Origin of the sequence: Muricauda sp. MAR_2010_75 (assembly GCF_000745185.1) — a bacterium.
GTDB lineage: Bacteria > Bacteroidota > Bacteroidia > Flavobacteriales > Flavobacteriaceae > Flagellimonas.
Genome location: NZ_JQNJ01000001.1, coordinates 2,628,783 through 2,649,215, shown reverse-complemented (window position 1 = coordinate 2,649,215; position 20,433 = coordinate 2,628,783). Strand labels below are relative to the sequence as shown.

The 20,433-nt window shown below is 42.3% G+C and carries 20 protein-coding genes; 12 read left to right on the top strand and 8 right to left on the bottom strand.

Going from position 1 to position 20,433, the window contains the following annotated elements; translation table 11 throughout:
- The 3 genes from trpB (at position 1) to FG28_RS11845 (ending at position 3,552) form a co-directional block, all read left to right on the top strand.
- A complete protein-coding gene (gene trpB, locus FG28_RS11855) occupies positions 1-1,182 on the top strand; it encodes a tryptophan synthase subunit beta (protein WP_036383092.1) in 1,182 nt (393 codons plus the stop codon).
- 81 nt (positions 1,183-1,263) lie between these two features.
- Positions 1,264-2,025: a tryptophan synthase subunit alpha gene (gene trpA, locus FG28_RS11850; RefSeq protein ID WP_036386523.1), complete on the top strand. Its 762-nt coding sequence runs from the start codon at positions 1,264-1,266 to the stop codon at positions 2,023-2,025.
- 30 nt (positions 2,026-2,055) lie between these two features.
- Positions 2,056-3,552 carry a M20/M25/M40 family metallo-hydrolase gene (locus FG28_RS11845; RefSeq protein WP_036383090.1) on the top strand — a complete coding sequence of 499 codons (1,497 nt, stop codon included), beginning with the start codon at positions 2,056-2,058 and terminating at the stop codon, positions 3,550-3,552.
- Between the two features lie 65 nt (positions 3,553-3,617).
- On the opposite strand, the gene FG28_RS11840 is transcribed toward FG28_RS11845, so the two are convergent.
- From FG28_RS11840 to FG28_RS11815, 6 genes are all read right to left on the bottom strand, one after another.
- On the bottom strand, positions 3,618-3,806 hold the full coding sequence (locus FG28_RS11840; protein ID WP_036383088.1) for a hypothetical protein: 189 nt from the start codon (positions 3,804-3,806) through the stop codon (positions 3,618-3,620).
- A 114-nt stretch (positions 3,807-3,920) separates the two neighbouring features.
- Complete coding sequence (locus FG28_RS11835; protein WP_036383086.1) at positions 3,921-4,589, bottom strand: uracil-DNA glycosylase family protein; 669 nt, start codon at positions 4,587-4,589, stop codon at positions 3,921-3,923.
- A gap of 22 nt (positions 4,590-4,611) precedes the next feature.
- A complete protein-coding gene (locus FG28_RS11830) occupies positions 4,612-7,158 on the bottom strand; it encodes a phosphoenolpyruvate carboxylase (protein ID WP_036383084.1) in 2,547 nt (848 codons plus the stop codon).
- A 178-nt stretch (positions 7,159-7,336) separates the two neighbouring features.
- Positions 7,337-8,098 carry a peroxide stress protein YaaA gene (gene yaaA / locus FG28_RS11825; RefSeq protein ID WP_036383082.1) on the bottom strand — a complete coding sequence of 254 codons (762 nt, stop codon included), beginning with the start codon at positions 8,096-8,098 and terminating at the stop codon, positions 7,337-7,339.
- Positions 8,099-8,187: 89 nt separating this feature from the next.
- The gene (locus tag FG28_RS11820) at positions 8,188-9,216 is read right to left on the bottom strand and encodes an RluA family pseudouridine synthase (protein WP_036383079.1); all 1,029 of its coding nucleotides are present in this window, start codon (positions 9,214-9,216) and stop codon (positions 8,188-8,190) included.
- Positions 9,216-9,806, bottom strand: a complete 591-nt coding sequence (locus FG28_RS11815; RefSeq protein ID WP_036383077.1) for a PASTA domain-containing protein — start codon at positions 9,804-9,806, stop codon at positions 9,216-9,218. Before FG28_RS11815 ends, FG28_RS11820 begins: the two co-directional genes overlap by 1 nt.
- 77 nt (positions 9,807-9,883) lie before the next feature.
- Here FG28_RS11815 and FG28_RS11810 point away from each other — a divergent pair, with 77 nt between their 5' ends.
- The 5 genes from FG28_RS11810 to FG28_RS11790 all read left to right on the top strand — a co-directional run bounded on the left by FG28_RS11810 (position 9,884) and on the right by FG28_RS11790 (position 15,630).
- The gene (locus FG28_RS11810) at positions 9,884-10,858 is read left to right on the top strand and encodes a D-alanine--D-alanine ligase (RefSeq protein ID WP_036386522.1); all 975 of its coding nucleotides are present in this window, start codon (positions 9,884-9,886) and stop codon (positions 10,856-10,858) included.
- Between the two features lie 33 nt (positions 10,859-10,891).
- A complete protein-coding gene (gene coaD, locus FG28_RS11805) occupies positions 10,892-11,350 on the top strand; it encodes a pantetheine-phosphate adenylyltransferase (RefSeq protein WP_036383076.1) in 459 nt (152 codons plus the stop codon).
- 196 nt (positions 11,351-11,546) lie between these two features.
- On the top strand, positions 11,547-13,391 hold the full coding sequence (locus FG28_RS20170; protein ID WP_051947293.1) for a PAS domain-containing protein: 1,845 nt from the start codon (positions 11,547-11,549) through the stop codon (positions 13,389-13,391).
- Positions 13,375-13,788 carry a response regulator gene (locus FG28_RS11795; RefSeq protein WP_036383075.1) on the top strand — a complete coding sequence of 138 codons (414 nt, stop codon included), beginning with the start codon at positions 13,375-13,377 and terminating at the stop codon, positions 13,786-13,788. The genes FG28_RS20170 and FG28_RS11795 overlap by 17 nt, the downstream gene beginning before the upstream one ends.
- A 66-nt stretch (positions 13,789-13,854) precedes the next feature.
- On the top strand, positions 13,855-15,630 hold the full coding sequence (locus FG28_RS11790) for a M14 family metallopeptidase (RefSeq protein ID WP_036383073.1): 1,776 nt from the start codon (positions 13,855-13,857) through the stop codon (positions 15,628-15,630).
- On the opposite strand, the gene FG28_RS11785 is transcribed toward FG28_RS11790, so the two are convergent.
- Complete coding sequence (locus FG28_RS11785) at positions 15,620-16,228, bottom strand: NUDIX hydrolase (RefSeq protein WP_036383071.1); 609 nt, start codon at positions 16,226-16,228, stop codon at positions 15,620-15,622. The two genes, FG28_RS11790 and FG28_RS11785, sit on opposite strands and share 11 nt — an antisense overlap.
- A gap of 7 nt (positions 16,229-16,235) precedes the next feature.
- Here FG28_RS11785 and pyrE point away from each other — a divergent pair, with 7 nt between their 5' ends.
- Both pyrE and FG28_RS11775 read left to right on the top strand, forming a co-directional pair.
- Positions 16,236-16,874, top strand: coding sequence for an orotate phosphoribosyltransferase (gene pyrE / locus FG28_RS11780; RefSeq protein ID WP_036383069.1), 639 nt, complete (start codon positions 16,236-16,238; stop codon positions 16,872-16,874).
- Between the two features lie 10 nt (positions 16,875-16,884).
- The gene (locus FG28_RS11775; RefSeq protein ID WP_036383067.1) at positions 16,885-17,283 is read left to right on the top strand and encodes an orotate phosphoribosyltransferase; all 399 of its coding nucleotides are present in this window, start codon (positions 16,885-16,887) and stop codon (positions 17,281-17,283) included.
- Here FG28_RS11775 and FG28_RS11770 read toward each other — a convergent pair.
- The gene (locus FG28_RS11770) at positions 17,277-18,020 is read right to left on the bottom strand and encodes a biotin--[acetyl-CoA-carboxylase] ligase (protein WP_036383064.1); all 744 of its coding nucleotides are present in this window, start codon (positions 18,018-18,020) and stop codon (positions 17,277-17,279) included. The genes FG28_RS11775 and FG28_RS11770 overlap by 7 nt on opposite strands.
- Before the next feature lie 82 nt (positions 18,021-18,102).
- On the opposite strand from FG28_RS11770, the gene rsfS reads away from it, so the two are divergent.
- The gene (gene rsfS / locus FG28_RS11765; RefSeq protein ID WP_036383061.1) at positions 18,103-18,480 is read left to right on the top strand and encodes a ribosome silencing factor; all 378 of its coding nucleotides are present in this window, start codon (positions 18,103-18,105) and stop codon (positions 18,478-18,480) included.
- A gap of 4 nt (positions 18,481-18,484) precedes the next feature.
- A complete protein-coding gene (ftsH, locus tag FG28_RS11760; RefSeq protein ID WP_036383059.1) occupies positions 18,485-20,428 on the top strand; it encodes an ATP-dependent zinc metalloprotease FtsH in 1,944 nt (647 codons plus the stop codon).
- Positions 20,429-20,433 lie beyond the last annotated feature (5 nt).

Sequence of the window (20,433 nt, the reverse complement as noted above, 5' to 3'; positions counted from 1 at the left end):
ATGACGTATCACGCTGACGAAAAAGGCTATTATGGTGAGTTTGGTGGAGCTTTTATCCCAGAAATGCTCTATCCCAATTGTGAGGAACTTCGGCAAAACTACCTCCACATTATGGCGGAACCTTCCTTTCAGGATGAGTTTAACCAATTACTGAAAGATTATGTAGGCCGACCTACCCCACTGTATTTTGCCAAACGCCTATCGGAAAAATACAACACCAAAATCTACCTGAAACGGGAAGATTTATGCCATACCGGTGCCCATAAGGTAAACAATACCATAGGACAGATTTTGATGGCCAAAAAGCTGGGTAAAAACCGAATCATTGCCGAGACTGGTGCGGGTCAACATGGAGTGGCCACGGCCACAGTTTGTGCACTTATGGGCATTGAATGCGTGGTCTACATGGGTGAAATTGACATCGCACGCCAAGCCCCGAATGTAGCCCGAATGAAGATGTTGGGAGCCGAAGTACGCCCTGCAAAATCTGGAAGCAAAACTTTAAAAGATGCTACCAACGAAGCCATTCGAGATTGGATCAATAATCCGGTGGACACCCACTACATCATCGGTTCCGTTGTGGGACCACATCCTTATCCCGATATGGTGGCGCGGTTTCAATCTGTGATTTCGGAAGAAATCAAAGCCCAACTATTAGAAAAAGAAGGCCGGGAAAACCCCGACTATGTAGTAGCTTGTGTGGGTGGTGGAAGCAATGCCGCTGGCGCCTACTATCACTTTTTGGATACGCCTGAAGTTGGAATTATTGCGGTGGAGGCGGCCGGAAAAGGGATTCACTCCGGAGAAAGTGCTGCAACTTCGGTTTTGGGCAAAGTGGGGATCATCCACGGGAGCAAAACCTTGTTGATGCAAACCCAAGATGGACAGATTACCGAGCCGTATTCCATTTCCGCAGGATTGGATTACCCCGGAGTTGGTCCCTTGCACGCCCATTTGTACAAATCAGGTAGAGGGGAGTTCATTTCCATTACGGATGATGATGCCATGACCGCTGGACTTGGTTTATGTCAATTGGAAGGTATCATTCCCGCGATTGAATCTTCACATGCCCTTGCCATTTTTGAGGATAGAAAGTTTAAATCTGATGATGTCGTTGTGGTGAACCTCTCAGGCCGGGGTGATAAAGATTTACAGAATTATATTGATTATTTTAAATTATAACTGTCCCCCTGAGGGGACCTTAGGGGTGTTTTCACATACCCCTCACCCCCTTCAAAGGGGGAATAGACACAAAGCATGATGATAAACAGAATCAAACAAAAGCTACAAGAGGATAAAAAGCTCCTCTCCATATATTTCACTGCGGGCTATCCCAAATTGAACGATACGCTTAAAATTATCCAGGATTTGGAGCTAAGCGGGGTGGATTTTATTGAGGTTGGATTGCCCTTTAGTGATCCTTTGGCCGATGGCCCCACCATCCAGGAAAGTTCCACCGCTGCCCTGAAAAATGGAATGCGCACCGAATTGCTTTTTGAACAATTAAAAGACATTCGTAAAACGGTTTCCATCCCTCTGATTTTAATGGGCTATTTTAACCCGGTGCTCCAATATAGTGTTGATGCATTTTGCAAAAAATGCCAAGAAATTGGGATTGATGGCCTTATTCTTCCTGATCTACCCTTGGATGTGTATCGAGAAGAGTATGAATCAACCTTTAAAAAATATGGGCTTATCAATATCTTTTTGATTACCCCGCAGACCAGCGAAGAACGGGTCAGGGCAATCGATGAAGCTTCGGACGGTTTTATCTATATGGTGAGTTCCGCCAGTACAACAGGCGCCAAAGAAGGGTTTGGCGCAGAACAGGCCGCTTATTTTGACCGTATTGCCGGCATGAACCTCAACAACCCCCAGATTGTGGGTTTTGGCATCAGTAATGCTCAAACGTTTCAACAGGCCACGGAAAAAACCAAAGGTGCCATCATAGGCTCCGCCTTTATTAAACACCTGACGCAAAATGGCGTGAACGGTATTAGCGATTTTGTAAATCAAATTCGTTAATTTTCAGCCTTAAAAAACTGAACACCTAAGATGAAAAAAATCGCTTTTTTACTATCCATTCTGATTTTCACCTCAGTTTGGGGCCAAGATGACATGGCCATAAAATCACAAGTGGCCTCGGCCATCACCGAACTTCGGGAATTCATTGCCATCCCCAACGATGCCTTGAATGCTGATGATATTGATGACAATGTATTTTGGTTGAAACGAAAGTTTGGGGAACGGGGTTTTAACACAGCGGTTCTTGACACGGAGAACATGCCCCTCTTTTTTGCGGCCTTGCCTGTGGATGATGCCAAACCAACCATCCTCATTTATATGCACTTTGATGGACAGTCGGTTGATCCTTCCAAATGGAATCAGCCCAATCCGTATGAAGTGGTGCTGAAAGCTCCTGATGGAGATGGGTTCAAAACCGTTTCCTTTGGGGAACTGGATGACGATATCAATTACGACTGGCGACTGTTTGGTCGTTCCACATCGGACGACAAATCACCCATCGTCATGTTGTTGAACACCATTGATCTTTTGAAAAAAGATGGCAAGGAAATTCCGTTCAACGTCAAGGTCATTTTGGACGGTGAGGAAGAAAAAAGCAGCAAACCACTACCCAAGGCAGTGAAGCAATATCGGGAATTACTGGAAGCTGACTTTTTGGTCATTGCTGATGGTCCTGTTCACCCTTCCGGTGACCCAACGGTAGTCTATGGCTGCAGGGGAATCACCACCTTGACATTGACCACTTACGGACCGGTGAAGCCACAACACAGTGGGCATTATGGCAACTACGCACCCAATCCCGGGTTTCAATTGGCCCAATTATTGGCCAGCATGAAAGACAAGGATGGCAAAGTGACCATTCCCGGTTATTATGATGGGATTGCCATTGGTGATGCTGCCATGGAAGTTTTAAAAAGTGTGCCCGATAGCGATGCTGAGATTTCAGATAAACTTCAGTTTAAATCTGCCGAAAAAGTGGGGGGTTTTTATCAAGAAGCCCTACAATATCCTTCCTTGAATATTCGCGGATTGGGTTCTGGTTGGATTGGCGACAAAGCCCGAACCATTGTCCCTGAAAGTGCCACTGCGGAACTGGACCTTCGCTTGGTAGTTGAGACGGATGGGAATCGCTTAAAAAAATTGGTGAAGGACCATATTGCCAAACAGGGGTATACCGTATTTGACCATGTTCCCTCAAAGGAAGAACGTTTGGCCCATGATAAGATAATTACCGTGACCGAAGGTAGCGTTACGGATGCTTTCCGAACTGATTTGGACAATCCCTACGGACAGTTTTTGGTGAAGACCTTGGGAGAAAGTTTTGGAAAAGATGTGATTCAAATCCGCACAACAGGGGGAACGGTGCCCATTGCTCCCTTTATCAACGAATTGAAGATTCCTGCTTTTATTGTTCCCATGGTGAACCCCGATAACAACCAACATAGCCCCAATGAAAATCTAAAGATTGGGCAATTGGCATACGGAATCAAGGCATTTTATGGAATGTTGACTTCAGAATTAAATTAACCATAAGCATCTTTATAAAAAAAACCGCCTCTAGAAATGGAGGCGGTTTTGTTTTTGGTAAGGTGTTACTGGTTATTCCCAGTTATCCTTTTTTTCTGTTGACCGGGAGCATACGCTTTTGCACTTTTGGCCCCAGTTGCTTTTTTTACTTGTCCCGGTGCGGTGCTGCTTCTAACAGTTCCGTGATTTACTTTACAAGAAGCAATCATTATGATTGAACACAGGGCAATGGTAATTCTAAGTAAGTTTTTCATGGTTTTCTTTTTGGGATTTCTTCAAGATATTCATATAAACGAAAAAATTGTCCAAAAATTGACCAATACCCCCAACCATTTGACGAATAATGGATTTTCAAGTGGTTAGTCCAACTATTCAAAAAAATCCCGATACTGCATCACCCTGAAATCAAACGTATTGAATGCTGGGTTTTGGCTTTTCAGGTCCTTGTACAATTGAAGACTGCCCACGGCACGGTTGGCCGCTCCTGAAGGGGCTGTTAGGGAAACCGTTTTTACCATTCTATCACCAATCTCAACTTGATGGATACGGGGTACCTCATCAGAAACCACTTCCAACTGTAACCCGAGCTCCTTTAGTTGCTTTCTAAAAAAATATTCGGGGCCATTTTTGCTGTTTCCTCCAGTAAATAAAAGAGTATCTATGTTTGGGAATTCTTGAAGATATCCCACCAAATCCCTAAGCACCACATTTTGCATTCCCAAATCCGAGGCATCAATCTTTTCCCGTTCTGCACTATGGACAATATCGCAAACACCAATTTTATGCTTCAAGAGGAAATGCTCTCGTTGTGATATAGCCTCCGCTGTATTTTCAAATTTGAGATTCAACCCAAAAATACGGTCCAAAATGGGCCATAACATCCCATTACAGCTTCCATAGCAAAAGTCAACATCTTCCTTTCGCAATTCACCAATGGTAAACCGAGGTGGTGGCAAGGTGCCCACAATCAATTTTGTGGCCTCTGGAAATAGAAAAGGCTCGTAAGGATGTGTATGCAGAAATGGTTTCTTGCTCACAATGCGGAATTAGTGCCCAGTTTTAGGCCGAGTTTCTACTGGCATTAATGTTTCCGTACAGCGAACGGGTCACAATTTTCTCATACAATTCCTTGTATTCCGAATTTTGAGTGATATGGTACAGCGCGTTTTGTTGAATGACCAACAATGGCAGAACAATCTTCTCCCTAATCTTTACCGATTCCCTAGAAACTTCCTCGTCTTCCATCAAAATTTTCAACCCTGAAATCTGTAGGAGCATTTTCTGGGACAATTCAAATTCATCATGTAGAATATTCCAAAACTCCCCAAACTCCGGATCTTCCTTCATGTAACTAGTCAAACCAAAATTGGTCTTCGCCAAAGACATCATACTGTTGTGCATTAAAGCCCTAAAAAAGGGCACATCCTTATATAACTTTTTCACCTCATTGAGCCGTCCTTCTTCCTTGAGCTTGGCAATTGCGGTTCCCAATCCAAAATATCCCGGCACGTTTTGTTTCAACTGGCTCCAAGAACCCACAAATGAAATAGCTCTCAAATCGGAAAGGGTTAATTTTTCTTTGTTACCACGCTTTCCGGGTCTACTTCCGATGTTGGCTTTTGTATAATACTTCAAGGTGCTTCTGTGCTCCAAATAAGGAATGAATTTATCATGTTGCTTTAGCGCATCGTATTTTTCAAAACTGAGGTCGGATAGTTCCTCTATCAGCTTCCGTTGTGGTCCGGAAATCACCAATTCCTTTCCAAAAAGGTTGTTGCTCAACCCAGCGGTAAGCAATTGTTCCGAGTTGTGGATAAACTGTTCCTTAGTACCGTAAGTACTGGTAATGGTCTGCCCTTGGATGGTGAGTTGGATTTCATGATTGGCCACATCTTTGGTCTGGGCCGCATAGAACCTGTGGGTCTTTCCACCTCCCCTTGCCGGTGGTCCTCCCCTTCCGTCAAAGAAAATGGCTTTGATACCGTTTTTCTTGCAGACTTTACTCAAGGTTTCCTTGGTTTTTAGGATGGACCAATTGGCCTTTAAGTAGCCTCCATCCTTGGTACCGTCGGAAAAGCCCAGCATAATGGTATGGGTTTCATTTCTTCGCTCCAAATGTTTACGATAAACTGGTATGTCGAACAAGGTCTGCATGACCTCCTCTGCAGCTTCCATTCCTTTCATGGTCTCGAACAACGGAACAATATCAAAAGTGATGTCCTTTTCATCCCATCCGCACCATCTGAACAATCCAAATACGAACAGAACTGCAAAAATATCCTCAGAATTACTGATGATGTATCTATTGCAACCATCCTCGCCATTCTTGGCTTGAATCTCTCCCAATTGCATAATATTGGTGATGGTGTCTTTTACAATGTCATCGTCAAAATCCTTTGGATCCAATGTTAGGTTTTCTTTCAACAACCATTTAATGAGTTCCTTTTCCTTGAGTTCGGAGATACTTTCCTTGATGGCTCCTTTCTGCTTTAAAATGGTTTCCACCACCAACAAGTGTTTGCTATGATCTTGGCGGATATCCAAAGTGGCAAAATGGGTCTTGAAAATATGAACCTTATCTGTAAACTCGTCCAACAAATCCAAGTACAATTCGTGATAATCCGCAATCAATCTTTCGCGAATGGTTCCCAAATGCTCAATAATCTGTTCGTAGGAAATCGGTGCATTCGGGTCGAACATGGCTTTGTAGAGCTTTCCGCTCAATTCGTTAAGGTGCTCTTGAACCCCTTTGAAGGTTAATTTTTTGCGCAATTCCTTCAATTCATTGTAATAACACTTCATCAATGTAAGTCGAAGTTCATCGGCCACTTCCTTGGTAATATCGGCCGTCACAAAAGGATTGCCATCCCTGTCCCCACCAGGCCAAAATCCAAGTTTAATGATGTTGTAGTTTTCAAAATCGTCGTCCCTAATATTACTTTTCACGTACTGATACAGTTCCCCAACGGCATCATAATACGTATTTCGCAGAATGTAAATGATGTTTTTGGCCTCATCCAACGGAGTAGGTTTCTTGGCATTGACCAAAGAAGTAAGCCCCAATTGCTGCAGGGTCACATCAATATCATAGATACGGTCCTCATCAATCAGTGATTGCAGTTCTGCAATAATATCCAATACGGCGGGGGTATAAAATTGTGTGGGGTGGGCCGTAAGGACAATCCGTGCGCTAAAGGTGGAAAGCTTTTTGGAGACCTTATCCCAGTTTTTGGTCCGGTTCACCAATCCAAAATAGTCCTTGATGGTCAATGAATTGCTGTACTGCTGTAATTTTGAAAATGCTGAGTCTTCAACACTATCATAAAGTACAACTTGCCGTTCTACATACTGAATGATCCGGAACATAAAATCCAATCGCTCCCTTTCATCCATTATATTGGCAAAATTGGCAAAAAACACCTCCAAGATTTCTTGGGGGTCCTTTCCTTCCTTAAGTCCCTTTTCGCATTGATCGAGCAAAAGGGGGATGAGCATCCCCACATTCTCAACATTTTTGTAGGGTAGGCTTAAAAATAGACTGTTGTATATATTGAATTTATTGGTGACCGATTTTTTAAACTCTTCTAATCGTCTGGACTGCTGCATGGATTTTCGGTGTTAGTGTTCTTGTTAATAAATGAGCATCTAAAGATCGGCATAAAAGCCAAATCTTAAGATTAAATTTAGGTGTATCACAATTTAAGACATGTGTTCCACAAACCTAACACCTTGTCTTGTTTTTTGAAAGAAGTCGCCCCTAAATCTTGGGAAGGAATTTCGGTTCTTATCGAATGAAAACAGGTTGGTTTTCCTTTAGGGTGTGCTCGGCACTGAACATATACCCATCAGAATCAAACCCTTTGATGTCATTCAAGGTCTTGGCATCGGTATCTAAAATATATCGAACCATGGAACCCCGTGCTTTTTTGGCAAAAAAGCTGATGATTTTAAGTTTATCGTTCTTCCAATCTTTAAAAATTGGGGTGATCACAGGCACTTTGAGTTTCTTTTCATCAATGGCGCCAAAATATTCGTTACTGGCCAAGTTGATGAACAACTCACCATCTTCCAATTCCTCATTTAGGTGGTCAGTTAGCTGTTTTTGCCAAAATTCGTAGAGGTTCTTTTTTCGACCCACTTTCAATTGGGTCCCCATCTCCAATCGGTAAGGCTGCACCAAATCCAACGGCTTTAAAATTCCATAAAGTCCGGACAAAATCCGAAGCGTATCTTGCAACTTATCCAATTTTTCTTCTGGAATGGTGTAGGCGTCCAAACCTTGGTATACATCTCCGTTGAAAGCATAGACCGCTGGTCTTGCGTTGTCTGCAGTAAAGGGCAATGAAAATTGTTGGTTTCGCTCCCAGTTCAATTCGGCCAATTTGTCTGAAATAGACATGAGCTTGGACAGGGCCTTGGGCTTTTTCTTCTTTAAAATGCCGTTTAACTTTTCGGACTGCTCCAAAAATTGGGATTGACTGTATTTTGATGTGGGCAACTCGGTTTCAAAATCGAGTGATTTTGCCGGTGATACTACAATTTTCATCAGAACTAAATTTTCCGTAAAAATAGCTAGGTTTTTGGTTTTTTAATAGGATACACCAAAGGTGTTTTCAATCTTAAGATTGAAGGAAACTATGATTCGTGATGCTTGGCATATCCACGCCACTTCTCAATACAATTCACCATATCTTCGGGCAATTCGGAGTCAAAACGCATAAACTCACCTGTTTTTGGGTGCTCAAAACCCAAGGTCTTGGCATGCAGTGCCTGTCTGGGCAATACCTTGAAGGCATTTTCCACAAACTGTTTGTATTTGGTAAAGGTAGTGCCCTTTAAAATCTTATCACCACCATAACGCTCGTCGTTGAACAGGGTGTGCCCAATATGTTTCATGTGCACCCGAATCTGATGGGTCCGTCCGGTTTCCAATCGACATGACACCAAGGTCACGTAGCCAAACCGTTCCAAAACCTTGTAATGGGTCACGGCCTCTTTACCTTCATCGCCGTTTGGAAAGACCATCATCTGCAGTCGATTTTTGGGATTACGGCCAATATGCCCCTCTACAGTGCCTTCATCTTCCTCCACATTGCCCCAGACCAAGGCCACATACTCGCGCTCACTGCTCTTTTCAAAAAATTGCTGCGCCAAATGGGTCATGGCCGTTTCGGTTTTGGCTATCACCAAAAGTCCAGAAGTATCTTTGTCAATTCGATGGACCAATCCGGGTCGCTCCGAGCTGTTATTGGGTAAATTGTCGAAATGGTAGACCAAAGCATTGATCAGGGTCCCCGAATAATTTCCATGACCTGGATGTACCACCATGCCTGCGGGTTTATTCACTACCAGTAAAGCGTCATCTTCATAGACAACGTTCAACGGAATATTTTCGGGAGTGAGTAAAAACTCGTAAGGTGGGTGCTCAAACAGCACTTTCACCTCATCTCCTGCCTTTACCTTGTAATTTTGTTTTACGATGGAACCGTTCACCCAAATATGGCCTTCCTTGGCCGCTTGCTGAATCTTGTTCCGGGTAGCGTTTTCTATGAAGTTCATCAAGAACTTGTCCACGCGCAAAGGTTCCTGGCCTTTTGAGGCCACAAATCTATAATGCTCAAAAAGTTCGTCTTGTGAAAGTTCTTGGTTTTCCGAATCGTCCATTACTCTTGGGAATCAGCCTGAACACGTGCACTGCCGGGAATGGTTCCATTGCCACAGATAAGCTCAACCTTTGAAGTTTTGGGCAATTTGTCTCCGGGCTTTACATATTTTCCCTTGTGCCTTAAATTGTAGACCATGTCCTTGCCGAGCTCATCAATATACGTTACCCGTTCCACCTCCAGTCCAACAGCACGCAACATGGATGCGGCATTACGCTGCGTTACTTGGATAATATCTGGCACTGTCACCTTTTTATATCCTGATGGATTTACCGTAAAATAGATTTTTCGGTTGGCCTTTACCTTGCTCCCGGCATGTGGGTTTTGCTCCAAAATGGAAAATCTGGGATAATCGGGATTGTATTCAGATGAATCCAAAACTTGGTAGCGCAGACCGGCGTCCTCTACGGCCTTTCGCATTTCAGACACGGACATTTTGGAGAAATCGGGGACCTCAACAAACTCACCATGATTGGTAGTGCCCTTTAACCATTGCAGGGTCAAAAGTACCAATACCACAACGGCCACAACAGCCAACCCAATTTGGATAAGAAATGTCTTGCTTTTTAAAAAGTTGAAAAATTGTTTCATGCGAAATGCCTTATATGGACAAATATAGGAAAGCCAGTCCTTTTTTCTTTATTTTGGCAGAGCGATTCGACAAGTCAATGAAAAAAAATATTGCCATTGTAATGGGGGGTTATTCCAGCGAGTACGGAATTTCCATAAAGAGCGGTAACGTGGTATATCGTTATTTGGACCGTGAAAAATATAATCCATACCGCATCATCATCACCAAGGAGAAATGGGTGTACCTGAATGATGCGAATGAAGAATTTCCTATGGAAAAATCTGATTTCAGCCTTGAGCTTGGTGGCAAAAAAATCATTTTTGACTGTGTTTTCAACGCCATCCATGGGACACCAGGCGAAGATGGCCTGTTACAGGCTTATTTTGAACTCTTGGACATCCCCCAAACCTCATGCAACCATTATGATGCTGCCCTCACGTTCAACAAAAGGGATCTGTTGAGCACGCTTAAACCGTATGGGGTACACTGTGCCGCTTCCTACTATTTGAACAAGGGAGACACTTTTAACGAGGACGTCATTGTAAATAAAGTGGGCCTTCCCTGTTTTGTTAAGGCAAATAGGGCAGGGAGCAGTTATGGGGTCTCCAAAGTCTACAAAAAAGAAGATTTGAACACTGCCTTGGAGAATGCTTTTTCGGAAGATGACCAGGTCATTATTGAGTCTTTTTTAAACGGTACGGAAGTTTCAGTGGGCGTTATCACCTATAAAAATAAGATTACGGTACTCCCCATTACGGAAATTGTTTCCGACAATGACTTTTTTGATTTTGAGGCCAAGTACGAGGGAAAATCCCAAGAAATCACACCCGCTCGCATTTCCAAAGCACAGGAAGATAATGTTAGGCACTGGGCAGAACTTATTTATAAGACCTTGGGATTGAAGGGTTATACCCGCAGTGAATTCATCTTTATTGGTGACACGCCCCATTTGTTGGAAGTAAATACAACCCCTGGACTTACCGAAGAAAGTATATTGCCCAAGCAAGCCCAAGCAGCCGGGATATCCTTGGAAGAATTATTTGCCAGTGCCATTGAGGAGGCTTTACGATAGAAATTCCGTATTTTTAAAGAAACTTTGCCATCCATGAGACGTGCCATTTTCCCAGGTTCCTTTGATCCCCTTACCTTAGGCCATTACGACATCATTAAAAGAGGCATTACCCTTTTTGATGAGCTCGTTATAGCCATTGGGATAAATGCCGACAAAAAATACATGTTCTCCTTGGAAGAACGGGTCAGGTTCATAAAGGAAGCCTTTAAAGATGAACCCAAGATCAAGGTAGTTACCTATGAAGGGCTTACGGTGGATTTTTGTAAAAAAATCAATGCAGATTTTATTTTAAGGGGCCTTCGTAACCCTGCGGATTTTGAATTTGAAAAAGCCATTGCCCATACCAACAGAAAACTTTCAGAGATTGAAACTGTCTTTTTGTTGACTTCCTCGGGCAAATCCTACATTAGCTCTTCCATTGTTAGGGATGTCATTAGAAATGGCGGCGACTACACAGGTTTGGTCCCCGACACCGTTGTTGTAAAGAATTAATTTTGCTGTTAATTGTAGCCCCTTCTTTTGATTTTGTAGGTTAAATCTGCTATCTTTAAATAGGCCAAACCTTGACATTTGTCAATAAAACAACAATTTTACCCTGTTTCACAACAATTAATAAATAAGAAAAATCAATACCTATACATTGGTCAGAAATTTCTTAATTGTATAAAGTTCCCAAATACCCCATATTTTGAAAGCAGTTGAGAGGATTGCCCAACATTATTTACTGAAACAACTTCCCACAGCGACTGCGCTTGTGGATCCTGACGGTATCCTTATTGATGCTTCGGATTCTTGGTTGCACACTTTTGGTGTTTGTCCAAAAGACGTATTGGGAGCTCCTGTATATAAACTTTTTGCTCAATCTGATATAGAAATCGGTCAAAGAATTGAAAAGTTTCTCGTGGACAAAGCACCTGACACGGTTCAACATAAAAATACAGTCGGTGAAAGTGAAGTTTGGTTGGAAAGTACTTTTACCCCCTGGTTCGACGAAAAGGAAAATGTAATAGGCTCCATCATTCACACAAAAGACATCACTGCAGAAATTGAAAAAGAACAGGAACTGGAGCGTTTAAAAACGGTTCTGAAAACAAAATCTGAGGTCTCCCAGGTTGGGTACTGGGAATATGAAATTGCAACGGAAAAGCTTTTCTGGTGTGATGAAACCAAAAAAATTCACAAGGTCTCCATGTCCTATTCACCTAAGGTAAATGAGGCCATTTCCTTTTACAAGCAAGGTTATAATAGAAACAAAATATCCATGTTGTTCCATACAGCATTGGAACAAGGGATTTCATTCAGTGAAAGACTAGTAATAGTAACGGGCACAGGTGAGGAAAGATGGGTAAGGGCCAGCGGCAAGCCCATTGAAGTAAATGGAAAAATTGTAAAGGTCTTCGGTACATTTCAAGATATTCACGATCAGGTTTTGGCCGAAATACAGACCAAGGAAAGCCAACAACTCTTGACCACCCTCATAGACAATATACCCTTAAACGTATTCATCAAGGATAAAGATTCCAGAAAAATTTTGGTCAATAGGGCAGAATGCGAGTATTTGGAAAAAAGCCAAGAGGAGTTAATCGGAACAACCGATTTTGACCTTTATAGTAAAGAAAGTGCCAGAATCTCACGGAATGAAGACCTGGAAGTGATGCGATCCCAGAAACCTATGCTGGGAAAAGAAACGCTCTGTATCCGAAAAAATGGAAAAACCACTCATTTTTTGACATCAAAAATCCCTCTCTTTGATTTAGATGGCAAGGTAAATGGGCTTATTGGTATCAGTATGGATATTTCTGGGCTAAAAAAGAAGGAAGATCAGTTGAGGAACCTCATAAATGTTACTTCGCTCCAAAACAAGAAGCTGATTAACTTTGCGCATATTGTTTCGCATAACCTCAGATCTCACTCCGCCAACTTCTCAATGCTTTTGGGATTTTTGACCAAGGAAGAAGACGAGGCTGAAAAAGAACAAATTATGACCATGTTGTCACGTGCTTCGGACAACTTAATGGAAACTTTGGAAAACCTAAACCAGATCATCGACATCAACACTAACGTTAATCTGGATAAAAAACCTGTAAACCTTTATCAAAGTATTATAAAGGTCCAAACCAACCTATCTGCTTTTATGGGCAAACATCAAGCGGAAGTCCAGAATAATGTTCCCAAAGATTTGGAAGTACAAAGCGTTCCTGCCTATTTGGACAGTATGATTCTTAACCTTATGACCAATGCGGTCAAATACAGTAGTCCGGACAGAAAACCCATCATTAGCATAAATGCAAGCAAACGAAAGAATACCACAATTTTCAGTTTTTCCGATAATGGATTGGGAATAGATTTGGAAAAATATGGCAGTAAAATATTTGGAATGTATAAAACGTTCCATAACAATAAAGAGGCCCGGGGGCTTGGTCTTTATATTATAAAGAACCAGATAGAAGCCATGGGCGGAAGTATAACAGTCAGTAGTGAAGTAGATAAAGGTACTACATTCAATGTGTATTTTAATGAAGAAGATCAGTAGCATATTTATTGTGGATGATGATCCCATAACCGTATTCGGAATACGGAAAATGTTGAAGCCCGTTGTCCTTTGTGACGATGTCCAAATCTTTCAAAATGGAAAAGAGGCCCTGGATGCCCTAATCCGTAGAAAGAACGAGGGAGATGGTATCCCAGAGGTCATCTTTTTGGACATAAATATGCCCATTATGGACGGTTGGGATTTTTTGGAGGAAATTATGACCTTGGAGCTTAAGCAGAAGATGATCATCAACATGATCACATCATCCATAGACCCGTTGGACTATCAAAAATGGAACGAGGCAAAGGCCAAATGTCTGCATATTCTCAATTTTAAGAACAAACCGATCTTTAAAATTGAACCATCGGATTTGGATTGCATCCACCTTGCCTCCTGATCATAATATTCCGTATTTTTAAGCTTTAAACGAATTTTTATAATTCAAAAAAGAGCTTTTATTATCTTGAAACACCTATTCTTTGTCGCCATTGTGTTGCTGCTTGTATCCTGTGAAACAAAAACAGAGGATAAAGTGGCTTCGTATCAAACCTTTTTCGAGACGTCCAATGGTATGGAAACCCCAACCTATGAGGAAACCATTGCCTTCTATATAAATTTGGCACGGGATTTTCCGGAGATCAACATCCGTACCATAGGCAAAACAGATAGCGGATACCCCTTGCACTTGGTGACTTTTAATCCCGATGGTGATTTTAATTTTGAAAATGTTAGAAAGGAAAAGTCCATCATCTTGATCAATAATGGCATCCACCCAGGAGAAAGTGATGGTATTGATGCTACCATGTTACTATACCGGGATTTGGCAACGGAAAAATTGCAATCTCCCGAAAAAACCGTCTTGGTCACCATTCCCATTTACAATATTGGTGGGGCACTCAATAGAAATTCAACCACCCGGGCCAACCAGAATGGACCTCTGGAATACGGGTTTAGAGGCAATGCCCAAAATTACGACCTCAATAGGGATTTCATTAAAATGGATACCCAGAACGCAAAGAGTTTTGCAGAAATATTCCACTTGGTAAAACCCGACGTGTTTATAGACAACCACGTGAGCAACGGAGCAGATTACCAGTACACCTTGACCCATTTATTTACGCAGCACAATAAATTGGGTGGAAAATTGGGCTCATTTCTCCATGAAGAACTTATGCCCAGTCTTGAAAACTCCTTGGCAGAAAAGGACTGGGACATCACTCCATACGTGAATGTGTTCAATGTGCCACCGGAATTTGGGTTCAATCAGTTCATGGACCACCCAAGATATTCCACGGGCTACACCACCTTATGGAACACTTTGGGACTGATGGTGGAGACCCACATGTTAAAACCTTACAAGCAACGGGTGGAGGGCACCTACCAGCTTATGGAAAGTTTGATCAATGTTGTTGAAAAAGACCATGACACCGTAAAATCCCTTCGCAAGGAAGCCTTGGAGACCAACCCAACCCGTTCTGAATATTATTTTAATTGGCAGGTAGACACCACCCAGAGCTCCACCCTCAATTTTAAAGGATTTGAAGCGGATCGCCTGCAGAGTGAAATCACTGGATTGCCTCGATTAAAGTATGACCGGGACAAACCTTTTACCAAAGAAACTGTGTACCACAACTATTTTTATCCTGCAGATACGGTTAGTGTTCCTGCAGCCTACATTCTGAAACAGGGATGGCAGAAGGTCATTGATAGATTGGATGCCAACAAAATCAATTATTTTAAGCTGGAAAAAGACACCACGCTCACTATTGAAGCCTATAAGATTTCTGACTACCAAACCAGAAATATGCCGTACGAAGGACATTACCTCCACTACGATACCCAGGTTGAAAAGCATACCAAAAAAGTGCACTTTAGAGCTGGTGACGTTATAATTCCCGCTCAGCAAACAGGGATTCGATATATTTTGGAAACCTTGGAACCCCATGGCGTGGATTCCTTCTTCAATTGGAATTTTTTTGATACCGTGCTTCAACAAAAAGAAGGATTTTCACCCTATGTCTTTGAGGACATTGCCTTGGAAATGCTTCAAAAGGATTCCGTGCTTCACCAGAATTTTATGCTCAAAAAAGAACTGGACCAACAATTTGCCGAAAACTGGTATGCCCAATTGGATTGGCTCTTCCATCAGTCCAAGTATTTGGAGGATGCTTATCTTAACTACCCAGTGTACCGTATTGCCAAGAACAGTGAAGCTGCCGGTATCTTGCCTAGACAATAGGTTTGGTGGGGTTATCCTCGAACAGCACTTTAATGTTATGGTAGGATTTTTTTAGGGCCTTTGCCGTTTTTTTGGGACCTTTCCATTTAACCTTTTTAATCCCTTCAGAATTGTCACCAACCAATTTACCTTTGTAGTTTGTGGACATGGCAAACCAGTGCACCTCCTTTAATTGGTACTCCCCTCCTCGCTTAAAAATATGGTAGGTTGTCCGCAAGAATTTCTCTATGACCAAACCAGTTACCCCCGTCTCTTCCTCAACTTCACGAATGGCCGCATCCTCTATGGATTCCCCTTTGTCAACCTTCCCTTTGGGAAGATCCCATTTTTTGTTTCTATAAATAAAGAGCACCTTCCCTTTTTTGTTGGTCACAAAACCGCCACCGGCAACCACAACAGGCAATTTGTGCCTAAACATTTTCAGCAATTTTAAAATATCTGGATGATAGAAATAAGCTTTGTCCAGTTTTCCTTTTGCCAACAATTCTATGACTTCTATGACAGAATCACCCTCTAAGGAAAAGAGGTTTCCATTGGACTCTTTTGGGCGCTTGTTTGTTAAAATCAGTGGAGATTCATTAACAAAAACTTCATACATTTGCGCAATGGTTTTAGATAAGGGAATTGCTAAAAAAACAGCAGAGCTGCTTTTACAAATTAATGCAATTAAGTTGGAACCCGAAAATCCATTTACATGGGCTTCGGGATGGAAATCCCCAATTTATTGCGATAACAGGATAATGCTCTCCTACCCGGAAATCCGAAATTTTGTCAGAGAAGAAATGGCCAAACAGGTAGAAAATCTGTATGGCAAACCCGATGTCATTGCCGGAGTGGCCACAGGAGCCATTGGAATTGGTATTTTGGTGGCCGAAGCACTAGGATTGCCATTTATTTATGTGCGACCCGAACCCAAATCCCACGGAAGACAGAACCAGATTGAAGGCAGTTTGGAATCGGGTCAAAGCGTTGTGGTCATTGAAGACCTCATCAGTACCGGAAAAAGTAGTCTCAATGCCGTTCGGGCCTTGAAAGATAGTGGTGCCAATGTAAAAGGCATGTTGGCCATCTTTACCTATGGATTTCCCGTGGCAACCACCAATTTTGAGAAAGAAGAAGTGGAACTGCATACCCTTTCGGACTATGAGCACCTGATTGAGCAGGCTTCTGAAACCCATTACATCAAAGAATCACAATTAAAAACCCTTTTGCAGTGGAAATCCAACCCACAGCAATGGAAATAATCCTTCAAACATGCACATTGAAGTACCTAAAAAGAAAGTAGCCAAAAGCGATAAGGAGGTTTTTGAGTTTCTGACCGATATCAAAAATTTTGAAACCCTAATGCCTGCCAATATTGACAAATTTGAGGTTTTGGATGATAAAACGTTCAAGTTTGCCCTAAAGGGCATGCCGGAAATTACCTTACGGCTCAAAGAACAGATTCCGCATGAAAAAGTGGTTTTGGGTGCGGCCAGCGATAAACTTCCATTTACCTTAACGGGCAATATTACAGCATTGGGTGAAAACGAAAGTGAAGTTGCACTGAGTTTTGAAGGTGAGTTCAATGCCATGATGGCCATGATGATCAAGTCCCCGATCACCAATTTCATGGAGACACTTTCTGCCAATATGGGTAAGATGGGTCAATAAAGTAGGGAGACTTCTTTCAGGTCGAACTCTTTAAAAATTTGGTCTTCCAGTTCCAAAACCAATTTGCCCGAACTGGATATTTTTCGGATAAACCCCATAAACATTTCGCCGTGGGCATCCGTAAAGGTGGAGGGTTTGTCCTTTCTAAACAAAAGGCGTTCATAGGAAGGCAAAAGTTGGGTAACTGTTTTTCCCTCAATCCCTTGAAAACGATATTCCAATTTTGCCAGAATCTTATCCAAAAGCGCATCCAAATCAAAAATACGGTCAGTTACGGAAGCCAATGAGCCTGCTTTGTCCAAATTTTCAAAGGAAGTTTGGTTCACATTAAGTCCAATCCCTATAATGGAATGTTGTACCCACTGCCCTTTCATGATATTTTCTATTAATATGCCACATATTTTTTGTGGGCCTGACATAATGTCGTTGGGCCATTTTACACTGACATTGGGTATGGAAAGTTCTTGGAGCACATCGGAAACAGCCAAGGAAACGCAAATGTTTAAATTGAATTGATGGGTGGCATGCAATGCATTAAACTTTTTTAAAATACTGAATGTTAGATTTTTACCATCTTCAGATTCCCAAGTAGATCCCATTTGGCCCCGTCCCTTCAACTGCTTTTTGGCCACCACCACGGTGTTGTTCAAAACATTTTTGTCCCGTAAAAGATCTTTTAAATACAGATTTGTGGAGTCCGTGGCATCAAGTTTGATTATTTGTGGTAGCTTTCCCAATGTGGTATGCCTTTATGATATGTTAAAATCTAGGGCTAAGAAAGCAAAAAAAATATAACTTTGTAAAAACTAAAATTTTTGGATGCAGAAAACGAAAGCTAGCGCAGATGAACTGATTGCCTTAATTTTACATGGGATTGAAGAGGTTAAAGGAGTGGACATAAATCTACTTGATCTTAGGGAAATCGAAAATACTGTTTGCGACTACTTCATAATCTGTAATGGTACTTCCAACACGCATGTAAACGCAATTGTCTCCTCCATTCAAAAGACCGTGAGCAAGGCCATACATGATAAGCCTTGGCACATTGAGGGTTCTGAGAACGCAGAATGGGTCTTGATGGATTATGTTAACGTTGTTGTACATGTATTTCAAAAACACATCAGGGAATTCTACGACATAGAGGGACTTTGGGGAGATGCCAAAGTAACCATGGTGGAGAGCAGCTACAATTCTTAAAAAAATGGCAAAAGAGAATAATCCAAATACCCCCCCTAAGAAACCGCGTTTTAGTTCGTGGTGGATATATGGTGTGGTAATCGCTTTAATTATCGGTTTCCAATTCTTTGGAGGCAGTACCTTTACAAATACTGAAAAGACTACAACTTCAGAACTTCAGGAGTTCTTGCGCAACGGTGATATTGACAAAATAATCATCATTACCAATACGCGCCAGGCCAAGGTCTTTTTAACCGATGAGGCCCTAAAAAAGGATGTGCACAAAGGAGTGGCCGAAAAACCATTGCTTCCATCCACAAGTTTGGTGCCCCAATATGTCCTGGACTATGGTGACCTACAGATATTTCAAAACGAAATTACCGAGATAAAAAAGGAGAACAACCTGGATACCATCATTGAGTTTGATACGGAATCCAATGTATTGGGTGAACTATTGCTCTCCCTGCTCCCATTTGCCCTGATCATAGGCATATGGATTTACCTGATGCGAAGAATGTCAGGCGGTGCCGGTGGTGGTGCCGGTGGTCAGATTTTCAATATTGGAAAATCAAAAGCCAAGCTTTTTGACGAAAAAACAGACACCCGAACCTCATTTAAAGATGTGGCCGGATTGGAAGGTGCCAAAGAAGAGGTCCAAGAAATTGTGGAGTTCCTTAAAAATCCTGACAAGTATACTTCACTAGGAGGTAAAATTCCTAAAGGAGCCTTGTTGGTAGGCCCTCCAGGAACAGGTAAGACCCTGTTGGCCAAGGCCGTGGCAGGAGAAGCCAAAGTGCCCTTTTTCTCACTGTCAGGTTCTGACTTTGTGGAAATGTTTGTGGGTGTAGGTGCATCTCGGGTTCGAGATCTTTTCAAACAAGCCAAGGACAAATCACCCGCTATTATTTTTATCGATGAGATTGACGCTATTGGTCGGGCCAGGGGTAAAAACAACTTCACCGGTTCCAATGACGAACGTGAAAATACATTGAACCAATTATTGACCGAAATGGACGGTTTCGGAACCAATACCAACGTAATTGTATTGGCAGCCACCAACCGAGCCGATGTTTTGGACAAGGCCTTGATGCGTGCCGGACGATTTGACCGTCAGATTTATGTAGACCTTCCCGATCTTAGGGAAAGAAAAGAAATTTTTGAGGTGCACTTGCGGCCCATCAAAACCGCAGAGACCTTGGATTTGGACTTTTTGGCCAAACAAACCCCTGGATTCTCTGGGGCTGATATTGCCAATGTCTGCAACGAGGCCGCCCTTATCGCTGCACGAAAAGAGAAAAAAGCGGTTACCAAGCAAGATTTCTTGGATGCGGTGGATCGAATTGTGGGTGGATTGGAAAAGAAGAACAAAATTATTACCCCAGAAGAGAAAAAGACCATTGCCTACCATGAGGCGGGCCATGCCACGGTAAGCTGGATGTTGGAACACGCCGCTCCTTTGGTGAAAGTGACCATTGTGCCCCGAGGACAATCCTTGGGAGCTGCATGGTACCTTCCTGAAGAACGTTTGATTGTACGCCCCGAGCAAATGTTGGATGAAATGTGTGCCACTATGGGAGGAAGGGCTGCTGAAAAGGTTATGTTCGATAAAATTTCCACAGGAGCATTGAGCGACTTGGAAAAAGTGACCAAACAGGCCAGGGCCATGGTCACCATTTATGGTCTTAATGAAACACTGGGGAATATTACCTATTACGATTCCTCTGGACAGAACGAATACGGTTTCACCAAGCCGTACAGCGAGGAAACCGCCCAAAAAATAGACTTGGAAATATCCAAGATGATCGAGGCCCAGTACCAACGTGCCATAAAATTATTGGCCGACAATAAGGACAAGCTTACGGAACTTGCCGAAAGACTCTTGGAAAAAGAAGTTATCTTTAAGGACGATTTGGAAAAGATTTTTGGCAGAAGACCATTCGAGAAAGAAGAATTGGAAACAGCAAAATAAGATTC